Origin of the sequence: Streptomyces sp. WAC 01529 (assembly GCF_003945545.1) — a bacterium.
Lineage (GTDB): Bacteria > Actinomycetota > Actinomycetes > Streptomycetales > Streptomycetaceae > Streptomyces > Streptomyces anatolicus.
The window spans coordinates 251,289-273,237 of the sequence record NZ_CP029617.1; the positions used below are offsets into that span (position 1 = coordinate 251,289).

At 71.6% G+C, this 21,949-nt stretch carries 19 protein-coding genes; 3 read left to right on the top strand and 16 right to left on the bottom strand.

The window, feature by feature from the left end; genetic code table 11:
* Positions 1–24: 24 nt before the first annotated feature.
* The 5 genes from DMA15_RS01090 to DMA15_RS01110 all read right to left on the bottom strand — a co-directional run bounded on the left by DMA15_RS01090 (position 25) and on the right by DMA15_RS01110 (position 7,298).
* Complete coding sequence (locus DMA15_RS01090) at positions 25–3,192, bottom strand: alpha-mannosidase (protein WP_125510779.1); 3,168 nt, start codon at positions 3,190–3,192, stop codon at positions 25–27.
* A 34-nt stretch (positions 3,193–3,226) separates the two neighbouring features.
* The gene (locus DMA15_RS01095; protein WP_125510780.1) at positions 3,227–4,039 is read right to left on the bottom strand and encodes a carbohydrate ABC transporter permease; all 813 of its coding nucleotides are present in this window, start codon (positions 4,037–4,039) and stop codon (positions 3,227–3,229) included.
* A 32-nt stretch (positions 4,040–4,071) separates the two neighbouring features.
* Positions 4,072–5,085, bottom strand: coding sequence for a sugar ABC transporter permease (locus DMA15_RS01100; RefSeq protein WP_125510781.1), 1,014 nt, complete (start codon positions 5,083–5,085; stop codon positions 4,072–4,074).
* Positions 5,082–6,470: an extracellular solute-binding protein gene (locus tag DMA15_RS01105; protein WP_125510782.1), complete on the bottom strand. Its 1,389-nt coding sequence runs from the start codon at positions 6,468–6,470 to the stop codon at positions 5,082–5,084. The genes DMA15_RS01100 and DMA15_RS01105 overlap by 4 nt, the downstream gene beginning before the upstream one ends.
* A 225-nt stretch (positions 6,471–6,695) precedes the next feature.
* A complete protein-coding gene (locus tag DMA15_RS01110) occupies positions 6,696–7,298 on the bottom strand; it encodes a hypothetical protein (protein ID WP_125510783.1) in 603 nt (200 codons plus the stop codon).
* 296 nt (positions 7,299–7,594) lie between these two features.
* Here DMA15_RS01110 and DMA15_RS01115 point away from each other — a divergent pair, with 296 nt between their 5' ends.
* A complete protein-coding gene (locus tag DMA15_RS01115; protein ID WP_125510784.1) occupies positions 7,595–8,467 on the top strand; it encodes an endo alpha-1,4 polygalactosaminidase in 873 nt (290 codons plus the stop codon).
* Between the two features lie 18 nt (positions 8,468–8,485).
* On the opposite strand, the gene DMA15_RS01120 is transcribed toward DMA15_RS01115, so the two are convergent.
* The 4 genes from DMA15_RS01120 to DMA15_RS01135 all read right to left on the bottom strand — a co-directional run bounded on the left by DMA15_RS01120 (position 8,486) and on the right by DMA15_RS01135 (position 12,448).
* Entirely contained in the window at positions 8,486–9,310 is an 825-nt protein-coding gene (locus DMA15_RS01120; RefSeq protein ID WP_125510785.1) for an APH(3') family aminoglycoside O-phosphotransferase, read from the bottom strand.
* Positions 9,311–9,400: 90 nt separating this feature from the next.
* Positions 9,401–10,963: a PTS ascorbate transporter subunit IIC gene (locus tag DMA15_RS01125; RefSeq protein WP_125510786.1), complete on the bottom strand. Its 1,563-nt coding sequence runs from the start codon at positions 10,961–10,963 to the stop codon at positions 9,401–9,403.
* A 23-nt stretch (positions 10,964–10,986) separates the two neighbouring features.
* Complete coding sequence (locus tag DMA15_RS01130; RefSeq protein ID WP_125510787.1) at positions 10,987–11,766, bottom strand: PTS sugar transporter subunit IIA; 780 nt, start codon at positions 11,764–11,766, stop codon at positions 10,987–10,989.
* 55 nt (positions 11,767–11,821) lie between these two features.
* Positions 11,822–12,448, bottom strand: coding sequence for a TetR/AcrR family transcriptional regulator (locus DMA15_RS01135; protein ID WP_125510788.1), 627 nt, complete (start codon positions 12,446–12,448; stop codon positions 11,822–11,824).
* Between the two features lie 78 nt (positions 12,449–12,526).
* Between DMA15_RS01135 and DMA15_RS01140 the strand changes: the two genes are divergently transcribed.
* On the top strand, positions 12,527–12,916 hold the full coding sequence (locus DMA15_RS01140; protein ID WP_125510789.1) for a Dabb family protein: 390 nt from the start codon (positions 12,527–12,529) through the stop codon (positions 12,914–12,916).
* A gap of 69 nt (positions 12,917–12,985) precedes the next feature.
* Here the strand turns inward: DMA15_RS01140 and DMA15_RS01145 are convergent, their stop codons facing one another.
* The 7 genes from DMA15_RS01145 to DMA15_RS01175 all read right to left on the bottom strand — a co-directional run bounded on the left by DMA15_RS01145 (position 12,986) and on the right by DMA15_RS01175 (position 20,676).
* Complete coding sequence (locus DMA15_RS01145) at positions 12,986–13,849, bottom strand: peptidoglycan recognition protein (protein WP_125510790.1); 864 nt, start codon at positions 13,847–13,849, stop codon at positions 12,986–12,988.
* An 84-nt stretch (positions 13,850–13,933) separates the two neighbouring features.
* Positions 13,934–14,608, bottom strand: coding sequence for an SGNH/GDSL hydrolase family protein (locus DMA15_RS01150; RefSeq protein ID WP_125510791.1), 675 nt, complete (start codon positions 14,606–14,608; stop codon positions 13,934–13,936).
* Positions 14,605–16,032, bottom strand: a complete 1,428-nt coding sequence (locus DMA15_RS01155) for a polysaccharide lyase 6 family protein (RefSeq protein ID WP_125510792.1) — start codon at positions 16,030–16,032, stop codon at positions 14,605–14,607. The genes DMA15_RS01150 and DMA15_RS01155 overlap by 4 nt, the downstream gene beginning before the upstream one ends.
* 48 nt (positions 16,033–16,080) lie before the next feature.
* Positions 16,081–17,364: an alpha-L-fucosidase gene (locus tag DMA15_RS01160; protein ID WP_276314312.1), complete on the bottom strand. Its 1,284-nt coding sequence runs from the start codon at positions 17,362–17,364 to the stop codon at positions 16,081–16,083.
* Positions 17,365–17,459: 95 nt separating this feature from the next.
* Entirely contained in the window at positions 17,460–18,383 is a 924-nt protein-coding gene (locus DMA15_RS01165; RefSeq protein WP_206302610.1) for a carbohydrate ABC transporter permease, read from the bottom strand.
* Positions 18,380–19,351: a sugar ABC transporter permease gene (locus DMA15_RS01170; protein ID WP_125510794.1), complete on the bottom strand. Its 972-nt coding sequence runs from the start codon at positions 19,349–19,351 to the stop codon at positions 18,380–18,382. Before DMA15_RS01170 ends, DMA15_RS01165 begins: the two co-directional genes overlap by 4 nt.
* On the bottom strand, positions 19,348–20,676 hold the full coding sequence (locus DMA15_RS01175; protein ID WP_125510795.1) for a sugar ABC transporter substrate-binding protein: 1,329 nt from the start codon (positions 20,674–20,676) through the stop codon (positions 19,348–19,350). Before DMA15_RS01175 ends, DMA15_RS01170 begins: the two co-directional genes overlap by 4 nt.
* A gap of 249 nt (positions 20,677–20,925) precedes the next feature.
* On the opposite strand from DMA15_RS01175, the gene DMA15_RS01180 reads away from it, so the two are divergent.
* Positions 20,926–21,936 carry a hydroxyacid dehydrogenase gene (locus DMA15_RS01180; protein WP_125510796.1) on the top strand — a complete coding sequence of 337 codons (1,011 nt, stop codon included), beginning with the start codon at positions 20,926–20,928 and terminating at the stop codon, positions 21,934–21,936.
* Positions 21,937–21,949 lie beyond the last annotated feature (13 nt).

A 21,949-nucleotide genomic window follows, 5' to 3' on the forward strand; every position in this document is an offset into this window, starting at 1 on the left:
CCGCGGGAGCACTCGCGGGGGCCTTCAGGGGCGTACGAAAAGCACCGCGGCCGTCCCGAGGGCGGTCAGCTCGACGCTCACCTGGCCATCGCGCAGCGGCAGTCGGTCACCCGCCGTGCCGAGATAGTCGGCCCGGTGCGCGGCGGCTGCCGGGAAGCGGGCGCGGACCGGGCAGGCCAGCGGCTCCTCGGCGAACGACTGGAGCCGCAGCAGGACGTGCCCCGGCCGGGGCGTGGTGGCGCCGACGAGTCGGACGCGCGGGTCGCCGACGGTGGCGAAGGCGTGGTGGTCGGGCGCGCCGTCCGAGACCCCCCTGGCTCGGACGGCGCGCAGGGGGCGGCTCCAGGCGGCGGCCGTGTGGGGACCGAGGCCGTCGGTGGTGGGGCCGCAGGCCACGCTGTAGCGGTAGGTGAACTCGAAGGCCTGCTCGCTGGGGAAGTTGGTGTCCCACAGGTTGTTGTGGATCCAGGAGAAGAGGGTCGCGGGTTCGTCGTGGTCCATGGTCCTGGGGAACGGCGCGTACGGCAGGGCGATGTTGCCGAACTGCACGAGCGGCGCGTCCTGCGTGGACCAGGCCACCGCCGTCCCCTTCTCGCGCAGCGTCACCCAGCGCCGGACCGCCCGCATGTGCAGGGCGGATCCCGGCACCACGGGCAGGCCGCTGCCGGTGGCGCCGCCGGAGGCCTCCATGCGGACGACCGGGTCGTCGAAGGCGAACGGGAACGCGAAGTAGGCGCTCTCCTTGCCGAGGCGTGCGTCCTTGTCCAGACGGTTCTCGATGTCCAGGCGGGGCACGCCGCGCGGCAGGGTGAGGATGGTGCGCAGCCGGTTGGCGCCCGCGGGGCGTGTCTCGTACGTGAGCGACTCGCCGGTGGCCGTGGAGCGGCGGGCGATCAGCGCGGCGGGCGGGGCGACCGCGCGGACGCCGAGGTGTTCGAGGCGGTCCGAGGCGGTCGTACGGCTGGAGTTGTGGTTGAAGCCACCGACCGTGGTGTAGCTGTCGTGGAGGTAGCCGTTGAAGCCCACGAGGGCGTCCTGGCGGACGAGTTCGCGGCCTGTCGCCTTGTCGACGATGGAGGCGACGCAGGCGTGCGCGAGGTCGACGCGGACGGTGAGATGCTCGTTCTCCAGGAGGGTCGGTTCAGGGTGCGCGAGGGCTTCGGCGGCGGTCTCGGCCGGGTCCTCGCGCTCGGTGCCGCCGGTCGGGTTCCAGCCGGTGGCGGCCTTCAGCGCCGTGCTCTCCGCGCCGTCGCCGGTGTGCCCGGGCGTGGCGGTGATGTCCAGGCGCACCGATCCCGCGGGCGGCACGTCGTCGACGCGGACGAGCAGGAAGCGTCCGGCGTCGCGGTGGTCGTCGTTGGTCTGCGGCCGCTCCTCGTGGTCGAGGCGGCGTCCGTTCCGGGCGTCGCGCACGGCCACCGGGTGCTCCAGCGGCACGGTGCTCTCGGGCAGGAACACTCGTACGACGTCGGTGCGCGGCCAGGAGCAGGTGTTGACCACGTGGTACGTCGCCGCCGCGTCCGGTGCGGCGGCGAGCCGCTGCCCGAGGCGGGCGCTCGCACGGGCGAGGAGCGCGTTGCCGTCGTCGTGGGCGCGCAGGGCCTGGCCGTACTTCCAGTGCCACTGGTGTGCGCCGCTGTGGCCGCCCTCGTCGCCGTGGGTCCAGGGGTCGCCGGCGCCCCAGGTGTGCTCGTCGAAGAGCGACACCGCTTCATAGACCCCGGCGGCGTCCTCGCTGTCGTCCTCGGCCCCCGTGGCGTCGAGGAGGGCGGCGAACGTGCCGATGGTCTGAGCGTCGGCGACCACGGACTGTGCGGTCCTCGCCAGGGACAGCGGCTGGGCCCCCGACCCGATCCCGTCGACCCACCAGTCGGTCCAGTCGCCGTCGAAGGTGCGGATCTCGTCCCCGAGCCTGGCCTCGGCGTCGGTGAAGAAGTCCTCGTTGCTGGAGAGCCGCAGCCGCGGGAAGGCCCAGGTGTCGTTCCAGCGGCGGACGGTGTCGGCGATGACGCGCCGCGGGGGCGCGTTGTCGCCGAACTTGCCCTGGACGCGCAGGTGGAGGATGTCCCAGGGGTAGGGCTCGCGCTTGACCTCGGTCTGGTCCATGGCCCAGCCGAAGATGCCGCCCCGGTAGGGGTAGGGGTGGGTGGCCAGGGAGGTCAGGTAGGCGGGCAGCAGGTCGTCGACGTCGCCGTAGCCGGTGTCGAAGCCGAGCAGCGGGCCTTCCATGTAGGCGAGGCCGTGCGGGGTGTCGGTCACCCATACGAGCACGCTGTTGCCGCTGGGGGCGCGCCAGCGGAAGAGGCGGGGCAGCTGCTCGCCGCCGACGAGGTGGGGCACGGACCGTCCGGCCCAGTTGTGCGCGACCGAGAGGTACTTGACGCCCGCGGCGGCGAGCGCGTCGACGAGGCCGACGACGGCGCCGGGCACGTCGGTCTGCATGGCGGAGGTGAAGTCGACGCCGTGTGCGTCGCGTATGTCGTGGGCGAGGCGGAGGAGTTCGTGCAGTTCGTCCGTGGAGCAGGTCTCGGTGTGCAGGTTGAACGGCATCGCGGTCAGCTCGATGCGGCCCTCGCGGACCCTGTGCACGAACTCCGCCACCTGTTCGGCGGGGCGGCCCTTCTCCCACTGCCGGAAGGACCACAGCGACTCGACGCACCACCGGAAGCGGGATTCCTCGGGCCAGTCGTCGGTGGCGCGGGTCAGCTCAAGGCAGGAGTCGAGGAACGACAGGTGTTCGGCCAGGACGCGGCCTTGCGGGTCGGTGTAGCCGATGTCGAGGTGGGAGTGGTGGACGAGGTGCAGGGTCCAGTGGCGCTGCGGGGTCAGTCGTACGTCGATGCCGTCCCGCTCGTCGGGGAGGCCGACGGTGACACGGGTCGCCGCTTCCACGGCGGGCAGCAGGAGCCGCACGGAGCGGCCCGGTCCAGCGACGCGCTCGACGGGCAGGGCGGCGTCGGATTCCGTACGAACGCTCAACTCCCCCGGTATCGCCGCGGCGTTGGCGGGCTCGACGCGCAGGGACTGGAGGAGGGAGCCGTCGTCGGCGTGGCGCAGGAGGGGCTCCTCGGTGAGCTTCAACGCCGTCCCGTCCGCCAAGGTTCCCTCGGCGCTCACCACACCGGCGCGCAGGCTGTCGCGTATCCGGTCGTTGTCCCAGTCGGAGGTGCGGACCAGAGCGCGTGTCGTCATGCGGATCGCTCCCGGGAGGCGGTGGTGGGTCGGGTCAGCGGGCGGAGGCGGTGACGCCGCGCAGGAACAGGCCGCGGAACACCAGGAAGAGGAGGAGGGTCGGGGCGGACACGATCAGCGCGCCGGCCAGGATGACGGGCGGCCCAGTCGTGGAGTAGGCGGTGTTGAGGGCGGTCAGGGCCGCCATGACCGGCTGGACGTCGGGGCTGCGGCTGAGGGTGATGCCGAGCAGGAGGTCGTTCCAGACGGCCGTGAACTGGAAGAGGAAGGCCGCGCCGAGCCCCGCCCGCATCAGCGGGACGTGGACGCGCCAGAAGATCCGCCGGAAGGAGGCGCCGTCGATCAGCGCGGCCTCCGTCAACTCGGGCGGCATCGTGGTCATGTGGTTGCGGATCAGGAAGAACGCGAAGGGCACCGCCCACGCCGTATAGACGAGCATGAGGCCGAGCCTGGTGTCGTACAGATCGGCGTCCGCGTAGAGGCCGAAGAGCGGTGCGAGGAACATCTGGAGCGGGAAGAGCGTGCCCGAGTAGATCAGCCAGAACCAGAACGCGGGCCGCGGGATCGGCAGCACGACGACCGCGAACGCCGCCATGGCCGCCACCAGGACCGCGGCAAGCCCGCAGACCACGGCGTACAGCAGCGAGGCCTGGAAGCTGTCGCCGATGCCCGCCGCGTCCCAGGCGGCCTCGGCGTTCTCCCACAGGGCGAAGCCCTGGAAGGTCCATTCGGGCCTGCCCGCGTACTCGGCCGCCGGTGTCAGGGCGTTGACGACCAGCAGGTACAGCGGGACCAGCCAGAGCAGCACGCATCCGGCGACGAGGGCGTTGCGCACCGCGCGTCCCATCCCACACACTCCCCCTTCTCAGCTCTCGCTGCTCAGCTCTTGGCCGCGTCGGCGTCAGGCATCTGGCGGCGCAGGTACATCCAGGACGAGGCGACGACGATCACCGAGAGGACGAGGGCGATCGCCGAGCCGTAGCCCACGTGGAACAGCCGGAACGTCTCCCGGTACATGCTCAGGGCGAGGGTCTCCGAGGAGCGGGAGGGGCCGCCCTTGGTGAGGATCCAGATCATGTCGAACGCCTTGAGGCTGTTGACGATGGCCATGCCCACGACCACGACGGTCACGGCGCGCAGCCCGGGCAGCGTGATGTACCGGAACATCCGCCAGCCGCTCGCCCCGTCCAGCTGGGCGGCCTCGACGGTCTCGCGCGGGATGGCCCGCAGACCGATCGCGAAGAGGACGACGTTCAGGCCGGTCGCCTGCCACGTGCTCGCCACGATCATCGAGAGGGTGTTATGCGGCCACTCCAGGAGCCAGGTCCGCGCCCACCCGTCCAGGCCGGCCCCGCGCAGCACCTGGTTGACGGCCCCGTCCGACGTCAGCATGAAATTCCACAGAACAGCTGTGGCTGCGCCCGAGATCGCGTACGGCAGCACGATGATCAGCTGCACGATGCCGCCGAAGCGCATCCGGTGGGTGGCCACCGCGAGGAGCAGTCCGGCGAGGACGGGCAGGAGCAGCGTTCCGGCCACCCACATCAGCGTGTTGAGGAGCGACCTGCCGAAGATCGGGTCGTCGGCGAGGCGCGCGTAGTTGTCGAGTCCGGTGAAGCTGCTCGTGAAGCCGTTGTCCTCGAAGAAGCTGCCGTAGACGCTGCGGAGGAACGGATAGACGAGCAGGACGCCGACGAGGGCGAAGGCGGGCAGCGCCCAGGGCAGGGCGGCGAGGGGGCCGCCGAGCCTGCCGCCCCCTGGCTTCACGGCCTGGTACGGGGTACGGGTGGGCACCTTACGGCGTACGCGTCGTCGCCCTCGTTCACGTACGGGCTCCACGGGGCCCTGCGCGGGGGTGGCGGGGCCCTGCGCGGGGGTAGCCGTCCCGGTCATGTCTCCTCCGCCTCCCGCCACACCCGCCACGCCTCGTCCGCGCGCTCCTGCATGGTGCGCAGCGTCCCGCGGTACGAGGAGGGGTTCAGGAGGAAGCCGGCGAGGTCGTCGACGGTGGCCTCGCCGAGTTCGGGCGGGCCCTGCTCCCAGAAGCGGTTGAGGAGCCACAGCCTGTCGCCGCGCACCTTCTTGGCGAGGGAGCCGATGACGGGGTTGGCGGCCTCGACCCCGGGGTTGGGGCAGCCGTCCTGGAGGGAGTGCGAGAAGGCCTTCATGACGGCCGGGTGCAGCCAGGCGCGGGTGGCCCGCAACGCCTCCGTACGGTCGGGCCCCTTGACGGTGGCGACGAGCGCGCTGGACTCGAAGATGACGCTGGGGCGCGCCTTCGGGTCGGCCATGGGGAGCACGAACGCGCCGAGGTTCTCGCCCGGTCTGCCGCCCGCGGCCGCGAGCGTGGAGCCGAGCCAGGTACCGCAGGGCACCATGCCGACCTTGCCGTGCAGGAGGGCGGCGGCCGCGTCGTTGTGGTTCATGTCCATGGGCGTGAACCAGTCCTTGTCGAAGAAGGACGCGAGGGTGCGCAGGGCGCGTTCGGCACGCGGGTCGGTGTACCGCTCGCGGCCGTTCATCAAGTCGTCGTAGAACGCGGGGTCCTGGCGGCTGAGGATCTCCTGGAACCAGATGAACGAGGGCCAGCGGCCGTCGGCCGTGCCGTGCAGCGGGGTGATGCCGCTCTTCCTCAGGCGCGCGCAGGCGGTGAGGAAGCCGTCCCAGGTGTCCGGCGCCTTCAGGCGGTGCTCGCGGAAGACCTCGGGGTTGTAGAAGAACACCCAGTACGCGAGGTTCATCGGCAGGCCGTAGACGCGACGCCGGTAGGTGAACGCCTCGCGCAGGGAGGCGTCGACCCAGCCTCTGCGGACGGCGCCGTCCCACTGGCGGGTCAGATCCTCGATGCCGCCGGTGCGGGCGAGGTCCTGGAGGCGGTAGCCCGACCAGTACTTGAGCATGTCCGGCGTCCTGCTGGTCCGCAACGAGGACTTCACGATCTGCTCGAACGACTCCAGGGAGGGGTTGACCTCGGGCACCAGGCGTAGTGCCGCCACCGACTTCATCGCCGCGCCCGCGGCGGCCATCGCCTTCTCCCAGGCCGCGCTGTCGCCGAGGACGGCGACCTTGCCCGGGGGCTGGCCCTCGGCGGTGGCGCAGGCGGTGGCGAGGGCGCCGGTCACGGTGGCCGCGGCGGCCAGGAGGACGGTGCGGCGTTCGGGGGCCGCGCTCGGCGCCTCCGGCGCTTCCGGTGCTTCCGTCCCGCCCGGCGCTTGCGTCTCGCCCGGCGCCCCCGTCCCGCCCGGTGCTTCCGGCGCCGGGTGTCGACTACCTGACATGGATGGCTCCCTCAGGCGTGCCTCGCCCTTGTTAGCGTTAACACGGGCGTCATGGAGCTTCACGGCGGGCGCCCCGGTTGTCAATGGCCCGCGAGCCTTTCCTGTCGTCAACTCCCCTTACGCGGGCGGCGATTCGGCTGGGTCGGGCAGGCGCTCGGGCACGCGGGTGCGCCCGGCCGAGAAGTCTCGGCCGGGCGCACCCATACGGCGGTCAACCGTAGGTGTTCAGCAGGGGAGCGTGGTCTTGCCGGCCGCTCCGGTGGAACCGGTGGTGCCGTTCGCGATCGTCGTGGCGTTGGTGCCGTTGCCGCCGGGCTTGCCGGGACACACGGGGCTGGCCGCGCCGCCTGCGCCACCCCTACCGCCAGTGAAGCCGCCGCCGACGGTGGAGGCGCCGCCGTTGCCGCCCTTGCCGCCCGCGATCCCGGCACCGGCATCGCCGACGCCGCCTACGCCACCCTTGCCCCCGGTGCCGCCGAGCTTGGCCTCTCCGCCGTAACCGCCGTTGCCGCCGTTGCCGTTGGCGCCGCCGGCACCGCCGGTGCCGCCTGCCCCGCCGACGCTCGCCACGCCGGTGGCGTTGCCGCCGGCGCCGCCCGTGCCGCCGTTGCCGTTGGCGCCCGCGGCGCCACCGGTGCCACCGAGGCCGCCGATCCCGCCGAGGGTTCCGACCCCGTTGGCGCCGTTGGCGCCGGGGGCTCCGTTGGCGCCGAGAGTGCGGGCGTTGCCCGAACCCGGCTGGGCGGAGGCGAGGGCGGGAGTGACTGTCAGGCCCGCTACGGCGATCGAGGCGATGAGGAAGGTCCGGACCGTGTTTGTGGTGCGCATGGAGCGCATGGGGTACTTCCTTCGGTTTGCAAGCGGAGAAATTCTCCGCCTGACAGCCCTCAACCTAGTGAAGCGCGAGGCGCTCCACGCTCCGACGAATGATCAAATGTCTTTAAATAGGCTCAATCATCGAACTTTGGCTGCAAAGTCCCAATGGGCGCCATTCCGCTGTCTGCTTTCGTGACCCGTCCTGCATATCCCCGGGGCCCGGCGAACCGTGCGCGGCGAAGGGCTGCGATCCTTTTCCGGTGACCGGAACCAGCAGGCCCACCCGCCCGAACCGCTCCCCTCGGCCCATGCGCACCGGCGTCGGCGGCGCGCTTCTCCTCGCACTGCTCGCCCTCCTCGGCCCGCTGGCCGCCTGCTCGTCCGACGCCGCCGACCAGGGCGGGGCCCGGCCCTCTGGTTCCCCTGGTTCCTCTGGTTCCTCCGGTTCGAGGGACGCCATCCGCCTGCCCCCCGTGAACGCGGCCTTCGACTACCAACTGGGCGGCGCCTATCCGCCCCCGGCGAAGGTCCGGGCCGTCTCACGCGACCGCGGCGCCGCCCCCGCTCCCGGCCGCTACAACATCTGTTACGTCAACGCCTTCCAGGCCCAGCCCGGCAAGGACGCCGCCCGCTGGTGGCAGCGCGAACACCCCGATCTGATCCTGCGCGATCAGAAGGGGCGGACGGTCGTCGACGAGGGCTGGCAGGAACCGCTGCTCGACATCTCCACCCGGGACAAGCGCTCCGCCCTCGCCCAGGTCGTCGGCGCGTGGATCGACGGCTGCGCGAAGGCCGGCTTCGACGCGGTCGAGCCCGACAACCTCGACTCCTACGAGCGTTCCAAAGGCCTGCTCACCGTCGACGACGCGGTGGCCTTCGCCCGTCTCCTCGCCCGCCGCGCCCACGCCGAGGGCCTGGCCATCGCCCAGAAGAACACCACCGACCTGCTGGAGCGCCGCCGCACCATCGGCTTCGACTTCGCCGTGACCGAGGAGTGCGCCCGCTACAAGGAGTGCGGCGCCTTCGAGACGGCGTACGACGGGAAGGTCTTCGACGTCGAGTACGCGGTGAAGGACTTCACCACCGCCTGCCGCTCCCGGGGCAAGGAGCTCTCCGTGACCCTGCGCGACCGTGACGTCCTCCCTGCGGGCGAGGACGGCCACGTGTACCGGCACTGCTAGCCGACGCCCCGGCCCCGTCTAGAAGAACTCGTCGAGGAGGCGGTAGAAGGCCAGCCGGTCCTCGTCGACGACGACCTTTCCGGCCGCCCCTTGGAGGTATCGCTCCAGGAAGTGTGCCGCGTGCACCGGGCCGAACCACGGGTCTTCCTCGCTCTCCAACTCCCGCAAGGCGATGGCGAGATCGGTGTGCCGGTCGGCCCGGCCGAGGCGGATCACGTCGATGACGCCGGTGACACGGCAGGTCTCCGGGTCGATCAGCACGTTCTCCGAAGTGAGGTCCCCGTGGGTGACCACCAGGTCCTCCGCCGCCGGGCGGGTGCGGTCCAGTTCGTCCAGGAGGCGCCGCCCCGACCACCCCTCGCGCTCCTCGTCGAGGTCGTCCAGGTCCACAAGGCCCTCCTGGACGTTGCGGACGGCCTGCGCCTGCGTCACCGCCAGGCTCCGGTCGAACGGGCAGTCGGCCGACGGCAGTTCATGCAGGGCCCTGGTGATGTCCGCGAGCGCCTCGACCACGGCGAACCGCCGGTCCTCGGGCCACCGCTCGGCGGCGGGCCTGCCGGGCAGCGCCTCGGTCACCAGCCAGGTCGCCTCCCCGTCGGTGCCGCGCTCGACCAGGCGCGGCACCGGGATCCCCCGCCCGCCGAGCCAGGTGAGGCGGTCGGCCTCGCCGGACAGGTCGAGGGACGAGCCCTCGTACGCGGCAGGGGCGATCTTGACGTACAGCTCGGGTCCGGCGCCGCCCGGGTGGGTGAGGCGGTGCACCTCGGCGCCCGACGCGCCGTTCCTCGCGGGAGTCCATCGGTACGCGGCATAGCGCCGACGCAGAGCCCTCGCACTGTCCATGATCCGCATGATGGCAGCCGAGCGGGTCGTCTCCCAACGGATTTACTGTCACCGGATTTACCGCCCCCGGCTGCACGGACCCTCGGAGGCTCAGCTCTGCCGCTCCGGCGGCGGAGGCGGCTTCGGGGCCCCGCGCGGGGGTGCGATCTTGCCGTACGACGCCGGGGCGCCGACCGCCGCCGGGGGCGGGGTCTTTCGCGGTGGCAGGAGGGCGTCGCGGTGGGCGCCCGGGTCCCAGCCGGTGTCCACGACCCGCTTCTGGAAGACGACCGCGCCGAGCAGGACGGCCGCGCCGATGAGCAGCATCAGGACGACGCCGCCGACCTCGCCCGCCTTGGCCGCGTACCCGATGAGGGTGCCGAACCAGCCGAAGTCGGTGTCACCGAAGGTGGTGTTCTCCTCGCCGAAGGCACCGAGGACCTCCAGGAGCAGCGCGGGCAGGAAGGTGATCAGGACGCCGTTGACGAAGGCGCCGAGGGCCGCGCCGCGGCGGCCGCCGGTCGCGTTGCCGTAGACGCCCGCCGCACCTCCGGTGAAGAAGTGCGGGACGAGCCCCGGCAGGACGAGGGCGAGCCCGAAGGCCGGGTGGAAGATCCAGGCGAGCAGGCCGAGGCTGACGAGGCCGCCGGTGAAGCTGGAGAGGAAGCCGATGAGGACGGCGTTCTGGGCGTAGGGGAAGACGATCGGCGCGTCGAGCGAGGGCACCGCTCCCGGGACCAGTTTGCGCGCGATGCCCTGGAAGGCGGGGACGAGTTCACCGAGGATCGTACGGACGCCGAAGAGGATCACGGCGACCGCGATGCCGAACTGCAGGCCCTGCATGACGGAGTGCATGACGTAGTCGCCGACGCCGCTCGCGCCCGCCGCGCCGTTCTCGCCGAAGGCCTTGAACGCGGCCTCCTCGCCGACTTTGCCGAGGAAGACGAGCGACATGATGAGGTAGATCAGGACCATGGAGAGGGCGGTCGCCACCATCGAGTCGCGCAGGAAGCGCAGGCCTTCGGGGAGGTTCATCTCCTCCGTGCTGCGGCTGCGGCGGCCCACCAGTTGGCCCGTGGCGCCCGCCGCGATGTATCCGGCGGTGCCGAAGTGGCCGATCGCCACGCTGTCGTCGCCGGTGACGCGTTTGGTCCAGGGGTGGGCGAAGGCCGGCATCGCCACCAGGAGAATGCCGAGCAGCACACCGCCGACGAGGACCACGGCCCACGAGGCCTGGCCCGCGATGGCGAGCACCATCGTCAACAGGGTCGCCATGAACAGCATGTGATGACCGGTCAGGAAGACATAGCGCAGGGGCGTGAAGCGGGCGAGGAGCAGGCTGACGGCGAAGCCGAGGATCATCAGCCAGGCGACGCGGGCGCCGTACCGCTCCTGCGCGATCCCGACGATCGCCTCGTTGGTGGGGATGACGCCGTGTGCGCCGGTGGCGCCCTGGATCATCTCGCCGAGCGGGGCGAGGGCGCCGACGACGAGCGTGGCGCCCGCCCCGATCAGCAGGAAGCCGAGCGTCGCCTTGATGGCGCCGCCGACGATCTGCCCGGCGGGCTTCCTCAGCGCGATCAGGCCGGCGGCGGTGATGAGGCCGATGAGGTACGCGGGTTGGCTGAGGATTTCGTTGACGAGGAACTCGGCGCTCGACACGAGCCAGTCCATGGTGGTTCTCCTTGCCCGGGTCGTCAGACGTCGTACGTGTCGCGAAGGACGCGGTCGGCCTCGGCCGCGCTGGTGAAGTCCTCGACGACCTTCACCGGCACGCCGACGTCGCCGAGCATCCCGGCGATCTCCCGAGAGGTGAGGATGGCGACGGCCTCCTTCGCCTTGCCTTTGGCCGAGATGGTGTCCGTCGCCTCGACGGTGACGTAACGGCTCCACCCCCAGCGGTCCAGGACGCCCTCCAGGGTCTGTTTGAGGAACAGGCTGGTGCCGACGCCGTTGCCGCACACGGTCAGGATCTTGTGCAGGTCACCTCCGCCGCGTGTCGCCGCCGTCCGGGGGCGTTCACTCTCCGGCCCGCCGGACAGCAGGGCGTGCACCGCCTGCGGGGTGGGTGCCTCGCGCAGGGCGCGCGCCGTGTCGGGGTCGGCGAGGAGCCGGGCGAGGGCACTCATGGCCGCCGTGTGTTCCGACGCGTCCTTCGCGGCGAGGCCGACGACCAGCTCGACGGGGTCGTTGGCCTCGTGCCCGAACTCCACGGGCGCCGCGAGCCGCACCCAGGACATGCCGGTGGCGAGGACCGCGGGTGAGGGCCTGGCGTGTGCGAAGGCGAGGCCGGGCGCGATGACGAGGTACGGCCCGTTCCGTTCGACGTTCGCGATCATTTCGGCGGTGTACGTGTCCGTGGCGGCGCCCGTGGCGACCATCAGGTCACCGGCGCACCGCACGGCTTCGCGCCAGTCGGCCGCCGGGGCGTCGAGGAGGACGGCTTCCACGGGGAGGATCTCGTTCAGCGCTGCCATGCGCATGATTCTCGCCGACATCCTGCCGAGCCAGCCGTCCCGGCCGGCGCCCCGGTCACGTGCCGTAAGCCCGGAGGAAGACGTCCGCCGCCTGGGCCGCGACGGTGTCCGGGGCGGCGTCGGGGCGGTACTCCAACGGGCCGGTGAGCAGGGAGAGGAAGTGCTCGGCGGCGACCTCCGGGTCGCACGGGCGCAGGCGGCCGGCGAGGGCAATTCGGGCCAGGCGGTCGGCGAGGGCGGAGCGCACCCGAAGAGTGGTGCGCGCGCGTACGCTCGCCGCCAGCTCGGGGAATTGAGCCGCCTCGGCACAGGCCAGCTGTCGTACGGCGCGAGCGTCTGGGGTGCTGAACACCCGCAGCAGGTCGCGGGCCACGTCCGTGAGCGGCGCGCACGGGTCGCTGTCCGCGGCGACCTCGCGCAGCTGCTCGACGACGGCGAGGCTCCGCGCGCCGATCCGGTCGGCGGCGACCTCTACGGCCTCGCGGTAGAGGCTCTCCTTGTCGTTGAGGTGGCTGTAGACGGTCGGCTTCGCGACACCCGCCTCCTGCGCGATCTCCTTCACACACGTCTGGGCGTAGCCACGACGCGCGAAGACCGCGAACGCGCCGTCCAGGATGGCCTGCCGCCGCTCGATCCGCCCACGGGCGGTACGGCCGCCCCCGGTTGACACTTCTGAACCCATGGGTTCAGTGTAGTGACTGAACCAGAGAGAACACATTATTGAACCCACGGGTTCAGATGCCGAAAGGGTGGGACACGGGTGATCGTCCACATGCTGCGCTTCACGTTCAAGGAGACCGCGACCGAGGAGGACCGCGAGCACGTGCTCGCGGTGATGCGGCGCACGGCCGCCGTCGAGTCGGTCTCGTTCTCGACGGTGGGTCAAAGCCTCGCCGACCCCGAAGGCTTCACCCACGCCTACTGCGTGGGCATCGCCGACATGCAGGCCCTGCGCCGCTACATGCACGACCCGGTCCACCTGGCCGGCGACCCGCAGATCATGCCTCACCTGGCCAGGATCGCCATCGGCCCCGACCTGTCCGACGACATGTCACCCACCCTGAACAGGGATGTCCTCGCCCTGCATGAGGAGAAGGTCGCGCTCTACCCCGAGTGGGCCGCCCAACTCGGCCCGCTGCTCGCGGCCTGACGGGCCCGGGGACCCGGGGACCCTGCTCGGAGTCGATGACGTGCGCGTCGGCCGGGGCCTTGGGTTCGGTCAGGGTGACGCGTCCTGGCGGCCCTGGAGGCGGGCTGCGGTCTCGCGGATCGCGGGGAGTTCGGCGGTCAGCGCGGCGCCGGGGCAGTGCGTGGCGTAACCGTCCTTGTGGCCCGCCACCGCCCGCAGGAGCGCGTCGGTGCCGGTGGGGAACCTGCTCAGATTGTTGGTGGACACCAGCAGGGCGGCGCCGCGCGGATCGATGCCCGACAGGCCGAGCTTCCATGCGGCGAGGCCCGCGATGGCGTCGGTCATGGCCTTCGGCACCGGTGTGCCCGCGGTGAACGTGCCGATCGCCGCGACGCCCGTGGAGCGCCGGTTGAAGCCTTGGGTGTGCGCGCCGACGACGGGCCGTTCGGCGCCGCCCGCGCGCCCCTCGTACACCGTGCCGCAGCGGTCCACGAGGAAGTTGTAGCCGATGTCGTCCCACTTCCTGCTGCCCGCCTGCCCCGCGTACAGGGCGCGGATGATGCGCGGCGCGTCGGTGCAGGCGTAGCGGTTCGGGGAGTCGGTGTGGTGGACGAAGACGGCGTCCACGCGGTCCGCGTAGCGCGCGGGCGGCGGCTCCGGGGCCTTCGGCGGCAGCCAGGCCTCGCGGGGCACGATCCGCGGGCGCGGCGCCCGGTACGCCGTGGACGCCCGGCGCGCCGGCACCGCGGCGGCGGGCATGAGGGAACGGCGCCCGGCGATCACCGTCGGCGTGGACGCACCGCCGTCACCGCCCGTCACCTGGGGGGCAGCGGGGTCGATGCCCGCCGCGCAGGCCAGCAGCAGCCCGCAGGCGACCGTGCCCGGCACCCAGCACAGCGCCACACGCACCGCGCTCGGCACGCGGCGCACGGGCGGTGCGGGGAGGACACGCATGCCGCCACTCTCCGCCGGAGCCGGGGGCTCGTCCTGCCGGGTGCGGCACATGGAGGAACGGGGGCACCTGGAGAACGGCGGTGGTCAGCTCCCCTCCGGTCGGGGCGCCGGTGCGTGTCGCGCGGCGGTGAGCCACGCCTCGGCGAGCAGGTCGTGGCCCAGGGCGCTCGGGTGGACGCCGTCCGGGGCCAGCGCCCTCGCGCCGATCTCGACGGCGGCGCGGGCCATGAGCAGGTCCGCGCGCACCACCTGGGCCCCGTGGGCGCGCGCGGCACGCAGGGCCGCCTCCGTGCGGGGATTCAGGTCCTCGTACCAGCGTTCCTGGTCCGGGGTGGCCGGGAGCAGGAACGGGGTGATGACGACCAGGCGGGCGGCCGACTCCCGCCCGGTGTGCGCGAGGACGCGGTCCAGGGACGCCTCGAACTCGGCGACCGGACTGACGAGACCCTGGTCGTAACGCCGCCAGGTGTCGTTGATGCCGATCCCGACCGTGACGACGGTGGGCCGTTCGGCGATGACGTCCGCGGCCCAGCGGGATTCGAGGTCGTGGACGCGATGGCCGTTGACGCCCTTGTTGAGGACGGTCGGGGCGGGCCCGGCGCCCGCCTCGGCGCGCAGGGCCCGCGCGATCCGGCTGACGTATCCGTCGCCGAGCGAGGCCCTGTCCGCGCGGTCGCGGCCCGCGTCGGTGAGGGAGTCACCGATGAACAGGAGTCTGTCGCCCGCCGTGAGGTACGTTCCCGCCTCCCCGTCGCTCACGAGGCGTTCGGGCCCACGTCCGCCGCCGTGAGGGGGCGGCGCGGCGGTGCGGCCGTCGCGTACTCGTCGGCGCCGATGTCCCGGAGGCCGCCGCGCGGGTGGCCGTCGATGTCGTGCGTCACGGCGGGGCTCCTCAGCGTCGCCCGGCCGATCGCGGGGCTGCCCGCGGTCAGCCGGAAGACGCCGTCGGACCCCTGCCGCAGCCTCGGGTCGGCCCGGCTGTAGCCGGTGGCGGGAATGTTGCCGGCCGACGCGGCGCCCCACAGGATGTTGCTCTGCCAGGTGAAGCCGGTGGTGGCGCGCATCGCGACCAGGTCACCGGAGTCGCCCACCAGAAGGTTGTCGGCGACGACCACTCTCTGCGGCTCATGCGTCCGGTCCTCGCCCGAGAGCGTCACGGCGTTGCGCAGCAGGGTGTTGTGCGCGATCACCGCGCGGTCGCACGCGTCGTTGCCCCGCCGCTCCTCGGCCGTCTCTCCGGCGTGGTGGTCGCGGGTGCTGCCGCTGCCGATGACGAGCGCCCGCCCGGCCAGGCCCGCCACGTAGTTGTTCACGACGACGTGGTCGTTGCCGTACAGGCGCAGGCCCTCCTTGCCGTCGAGTATGTAGTTGCCCTCCACGCGCGTGCGGTTGCCGTGGCGCAGGACGATGCCGCCCGCGCTGTCGCGGATCGTGTTGTAGCGGATGGTGTTGTCCGAGGACTTCACCGAGATGGCCTCGGGGTCTCCGTCGCAGCGCTCGAAGAGGTTGTGCTCCACGACGGCGCGGGCGCCGGACAGTGCACGGGGGCTGACACCGAGGCGGATCGGCTCTCCTCCGTTGGCACCGGAGAAGCTGTGGTCGGAGAAGTGGTTCCTGAGGATGTGCACGCGCTGGGCCATGGCCGTGCCGCCCGGCCCCTCGACGCCCAGGTAGACGCCGAGGGTGGTCTTTCCGTGGAAGTGGTTGCGGTCGACCTTGGTGTCGTCGGCGCGCACCATCACCCAGTGGAGGCCCTCGATGTCGGCGAGTTGGAGGTCGTTGCGGGTCAGGCGGATGCGTGAGCAGTCCGCCGGTATCTCCAGGGTGGTGCTCTGGCGGAACGAGAAGCCGGTGACCGTGATGTCGCTGGAGCCGCTGAAGACGAAGCCGCGCTCGCCGCGGAGCACCGCGCCGCCCCGGGAGGCGGAAGCGATGGTGAGGGGGGCGTCCGGTGTGCCGTGCTTGCCCGTGACGTTGATGGAGGTGCCCGGCGGGACGGTGTAGGTGCCGTCGGCCAGGACGATCCGGGCACCGGGTGCCGCGCCGTCGATCGCCTTCTGGAGGTCTTTCAGGGAGCTGACCGTGGCGGTGGCGGACGCGCGGGCCTGGCGCGGGACGCCGAACGGTACGGCGGCTAGCGCCGCTCCGAGGGCGGTGCCGGTGAGGAACGTACGGCGTTGCATGGTGCCTCCGGGGTGTCGGTGGGCGGGGAGGGCCGGTGGAGCGGCGTCCTACGCCTCGGCGTGGGTGAGGAACAGCTCGATGACGGGCACAGGGGTGTCGGGGCGCTGGACCGGTAGCTGGAGGGTGAGTGTTCCCTCGGGCAGTCCGCCCATCTCGGTGTGGAGCGCGGGCTGTCCGGGGGCGGTCTCGACCCGGGTGATCTCGGAGGCGTCGTGGAGGAGTTGGGCGTAGCGCACCCGGCCCGCGAGACCGGGCAGGTGCAGATGGCGCGGCGGCCAGGCGAACAGGTGGACGTAGAGCCGGTCGCCGCGCTGGGTGTAGCGGCAGTCGGCGGGGGCGGTGTACGGGGACGGGCCGCAGCCGCGGATCGACCGCTCGTGCAGCTCCGTCCACCGGGCGAGTTCGCCGAGTACGGCGGCGTCCCGCGGGTCGAGGTCGCCGCGGCCGGTCGGCCCGATGTTGAGCAGCAGGTTGCCGCCCTTGGAGACGCCGTCGACGAGCATGCGGACGACCAGGTCGGCGCTCTTGCGGTCGAGGTTGTCGCGGTCGTAGCCCCAGCTGCCGTTGAGGGTCTGGCACGCTTCCCAGACGACCGCGCGCCCGTCCTTGGTCATCGGTTCCGCGGGCTGGTACTGCTCCGGGGTGACGAAGTCGCCGGGCAGGCCCGTCCTGTCGTTGACGAGGACGTGCGGCTGGAGGTCGCGGATCATGCCGAGGAGTTCCGGCGCGTCCCAGTCGTCGGGGCCCTTGCCGCCCCACCAGTGGCGGTCCGCGTAGGAGAAGTCGAAGAACAGGTAGTCGACGCGTCCGAAGCGCGTCAGCAACTCGCGGACCTGGCCGTGCAGATAGCGCCGGTAGTCGCGGATGTCGCGGTCGGCGGTGGCGGCCTTGAACTCCTCGTCGTCGCGCTGCGGGTGGGTGCCGTCCACGGGGAAGGAGGGGTGGTGCCAGTCGATCAGCGAGTAGTAGAAGCCGACCTTGAGCCCTTCCGCGCGGCAGGCTGCGACGAAGGGTTCGACGAGGTCGCGGCCGTAGGGGGTCTTGGTGGCCTTGTAGTCGGTGAGGTCGCTGTCCCACAGGCAGAAGCCGTCGTGGTGCTTGGTGGTGAGCACGACGTACCGCATACCGGCCGCCTTGGCGGTCCTCGCCCACCGCACCGGGTCGTAGCGGTCGGGGTCGAAGTGGTCGAAGTAGAGCTGGTACCGCTCGTCGGACTGCCTCTCCCGGTGCTTGACCCACTCGTGGCGGGCGGCGAGGGAGTACAGGCCCCAGTGGACGAACATGCCGAACCGGTCGGTGGTGAACCACGTCGTCTCAGCGCTCGGGGTCACGGAATGGGGTCCTCTCATGGGGTTCTCTCATGGGGGTTCTCTCATGGGGGTTCTTTCGAGGTGGCGCGGCGTGGGATCCCGTACGTCCTGCCGCGTCAGCCCTTCAGCGCGCCCGAGGACAGCCCGTGCACGAAGGAGCGCTGGAAGAACAGGAAGACGATCACGGAGGGCAGCAACGCCAGCAGGGAGGCCGCGAGGACCACGCCGGGCGTCACGTCGGGGTCGATGCGCAGGGTGCGCAGCGCGAGCGGGAGCGTGTAGGAGGAGGAGTCGGTGGCGACGAGGAGGGGCAGCAGGTACTGGTCCCAGATCATCGTGAAGCCGAAGACGCCGATGACGCCCAGCGCCGGTCTGCACATCGGCAGGATGATCTGGGCGAAGATGCGCAGGTCACCGGCGCCGTCGATGCGGGCGGCCTCTTCGAGTTCCTTGGGCACGTCCTTCATGAACTCGGTCATCACGAGGATCGAGAAGCCCCAGGCGCCCAGCGGGACGATCATCCCCGCGAGGGTGCCGATGAGGTTGAAGTGGACGACCGGCAGATCGGCGAGGATCAGGGAGAGCGGGAGGGCGAGGATCTCCTCGGGCAGCATCAGCGTGGCCAGGATCGCCACGAGGGCGAGCGTCATTCCGGGGAAGACCTTGCGGGCCAGCGCGTAACCGGCGAGCACGGAGACGGCCACCTGGAGCAGCAGGCCGAAGCCGACGACGAAGAACGAGTTCAGCAGGTACGCCAACACGCCCTGGTCGAAGGCGACGCGGAAGTTGTCCAGGGTGGCGCCGGAGGGGATGACGCTCAGCTGGGTGGGGTCCTTGACCCTGCTGAAGGCACTGACCAGGAGGGCCAGTAGGGGCCCCGCGAAGAGCACCAGGACCAGGAGGTACGTGAGGGCCTTGAGGATCCGGCCGCCCGCGCTCCTGCTCTCGGTGAGGCCGAGGGCGGTCTCGGTCAGGCCGGGGGCCGACTTGGACAGGCCGATGCCGGTGCCGGTCGGCGCGTTCCTGGACGACGGCTTCATTTGCTCTCCCTGCGGCGCACCAGATGGACGGCGATCGTCAGGACCAGCGTCGTGACGAACAGCAGGACGGCTCCGGCCGCCCCGACGCCGAGCCGGTTCTGTTCGAGGCCGAGCTTGTAGATCAGGGTCATGACGACCTCGGTGGAGCCGTCGGGGCCGCCGTTGGTGAGCAGGAACACCTCGGTGAAGACCCGCAGCCCGCGGATCGCGGCGAGGATGAACAGGATCGAGAAGACCGAGCGCAGTCCGGGCACCGTCACATGCCACACGCGCTGCCCCCGGGAGGCCCCGTCGACCTTGGCGGCCTCGTAGAGCCCGCGGTCCACGCTCGCCAGTCCGGCGAGGAAGATCATCATGTCGTAGGGGGCGCCCCGCCAGATGCCGGTGACCATGAGGGAGACGAGCGAGGAGTCGGGGTCGTTGATGAACCCCGAGGGGCCGAACCCCACCACGCCGAGCAGGGAGTTGACCATGCCGTCCCCGGTGGGGTGGTACATGATCCGCCACAGTTCGGCGACGACGGCGACCGGCACCACGACCGGCAGGAACGCGGCGGAGCGCACGAACCCCAGGCGGCGGCCCTGGCCCTCCATCAGCAGTGCGAGCGCCAGGCCGAGGAGCAGGGAGCCCGCCGTCTGCCCGGCGGCGAGGACGACGGTGTGCCAGGCGGCCTCGCGGAAGCCCTCGGAGCCGAGCACGGTGGCGTAGTTGTCGGTGCCCACCCACCGGTTGCCGAGGTAGGGCCTGACCTCCTGGAAGGACATGGTCAGCGCGTGGGCCATGGGGATGAACTTGAAGTACAGGAACAGGAGCAGCGCCGGTGCCAGGAAGAGCCAGGGCGTCCACCAGCGGCCCGACCTGCGGCCGCGGCTCCGGCGTTCGGCCGCGGCCCCGCCGGCCGGGCGTCCGGCCGAGCGGGTGGCCCGCTGTCCGGGCGGCGGGGCCGGCCTCACCTGGTCGAGGCTCATGACGTGCCGATCCCTTGTTCCTCCAGGAGAGCGGCCAGCTTCTTGTCGAGGTCGCGCAGCTCGGTCCGGATGTCCAGGTCGCAGTCGGCCATCAGCGCGTTGACGGTCTCCGCGGTGGTCTGCCGTACCGCCGACCAGTTCGGGATCGAGGGGGCGTACCGCCCGGAGGCGCGGTAGACCTCGGCGTACGTCCGCCAGCGCGGGTCGGGGCGGACCTCGGAGATGTCCACCGTCTTGTTGACGGGCAGCTGCACGGTGAAGCCGGTCTCGCCGCGCATCCCGGTCCGCTGCCCTTCAGGAGAGACGGCGAAGTCGGCGAAGGCGTCCTGGGCCGCCCGGTTCTCGGAGCCCGCCATCAGATAGACGGTGCCGCCCTCGGCGAGCACGGTGGCGTCCTTGGGGCCCTTGGGCATCGGCACGACCTCGTACTTGTCCTTGCCGAGTACGTCGTCGAAGCGGGGCAGCAGATAGGGGCCGACGGCGAACATGCCGGTCTTCCCCGCCTCGAAGGTCTCGTTCGTGGGCGGAGTGTCCATGGTCACGGCGCCGGGCTGGATGGCCTTGGCCTTGCAGCCGAGGTCGCGGAACCACCGCATGGCCCTCACCGAGGGCTTCGTGGTCATCGCGGGCCGGTACTCGCCGTTCCCGGTCTCGGTGATGAAGTCCCCGCCCGCGGCCCAGAGGAAGTTGGAGAAGTACCAGGAGGCGTAGCCGCGTTTGGTGGAGAGCGGGGCGGCGAGGCCGTAGGTGTTCTTCTTGCCGTCGCCGTCGGGGTCCTCGGTGGTGAAGGCCTCGGCCATCGCGGCGAAGTCGTCCCAGTTCCGGGGGACTTCGAGCTTCAGCTCCTTGCGCCAGTCCTTGCGGATGAGCAGCGCGGTGGCCTGCGCCGAGTACGGCAGTCCGTACTGCTTGCCGTCCAGGCCCTTGCCGGAGCCGAGGCCCTGGGTGACGAGGTCCTTGGCGTGCTTGATCTTGTCGAGGTCGATCTCCCGGAGAAGTCCCTGGCTGTGCATGACGCCGAGCTGTGTGACGTCGTTCATGACGATGTCGGGGAGGTCCCGCTGCGCGGCGCGCTGCTGCAGCTTGGTCTCGAAGTCGTCGAAGATGGCGGTGACCTCGACCTTGTGGCCGGTGGCCTTCTCGAAGGCGGCGGCGAGCGCGAGCGTGCCCTTCTCCCCCGGGCCGCCCGGCGTGGTCCGGGTCCAGAGCTGGAGCGGCGCCCTGGAGTCCTGTTCGACGTCCTTGCCCGCGGGGCCTGATGTACAGCTGGTGAGGATCAGCGCGGACGCGAGGAAACCCGCGCCGACCCACCGCGATCTCTGCATCACAACTCCCGTTCCGCCGGGTCGCTTACCTCTAGTAAGCGCTTGCCGAGGGACGGTAACGGGCCCAAAATCCAGAGTCAATACTCCGATGAATACAAAATTTCCAAGGCGTTCGGAGGCGACTGACGGCTTGCGTTCGCTTGAGTCATCCGATGTATTGTCCCCACCAGGCGGTTCGTCCGATACTTCGGACAGGCCGGCGGTACCGCTGACGGCACGTCAGCGCAGCAGCCGAGGAGCGTCATCGTCATGGCCGGGACGGCACACGGACCGACAGCACTTCTGGTGATGGAGGAGGCGCGGAGGCCGGACGTCTACCCGCCCGAGGTGCTGGCCGGCATCGACCGGCTCGTGGAGCGGCAGGGCCCGCCGCTCACCCGGGAACAACTCGACGAGCGCCCCGAGGTACTGCGGCGCGCCGACGTCCTGCTCACCGGCTGGGGCGCGCCCGTCCTCGACGCCGCCTTCCTGGGCCGGGCCCCCCAGCTGCGTGCCGTCTTCGCCGCGGCGGGCTCCGTGCGGCACCTGACCACGCCCGCCTTCTGGGCGCGCGGCATCCCGATCGTCTCGGCGGCCGCGGCCAACGCCGTCCCCGTGGCCGAGTTCGCCCTGGCGCAGATCCTGCTGGGTCTCAAGCAGGTGCACCGCGTGAGCCGGGAGCTGGCCGCCGACCGCCGGTACCCGCACGACGTCAGGGTTCCGGGCGCCTACCGCTCACGCGTGGGGCTGCTGGGGCTCGGCCACATCGGCCGGCTGCTCGCGGAGCACCTGGGGCGCTTCGACGTCGAGGTCCTCGCCACGGATCCGCTCGCCGACCCGGTCACCGCCGGGGAGAGGGGCGTACGACTGGTGGGCATCGAGGAGCTGTTCGCCACCTGCCATGTCGTCAGCCTCCACGCGCCGCTCCTGCCCGAGACCCGCGGCTGTGTCGGCACGCCACTGCTGAACTCCCTGACGCCCGGCGCCACGCTCATCAACACGGCCCGGGGCGCGCTCATCGACGAGGAGGCGCTGACGGGGGTCCTGCGCGCCAGGCCCGACCTGACCGCCGTGCTCGACGTCACGCACCCGGAGCCTCCGGCCCCCGACTCGCCGCTCTTCGCCCTCCCCAACGTCGTCCTGACGCCCCATCTGGCCGGTGCCCTCGGCGGCGAATGCCACCGGCTCGGGCGCCTCGTACGCGACGAACTCGAACGCTTCGTACGAGAGCAGCCCTTGCGGCACGCCGTGGACCCGGCCCGCGCCGCGTCCCTGGCCTGACCGATCAGCGCGG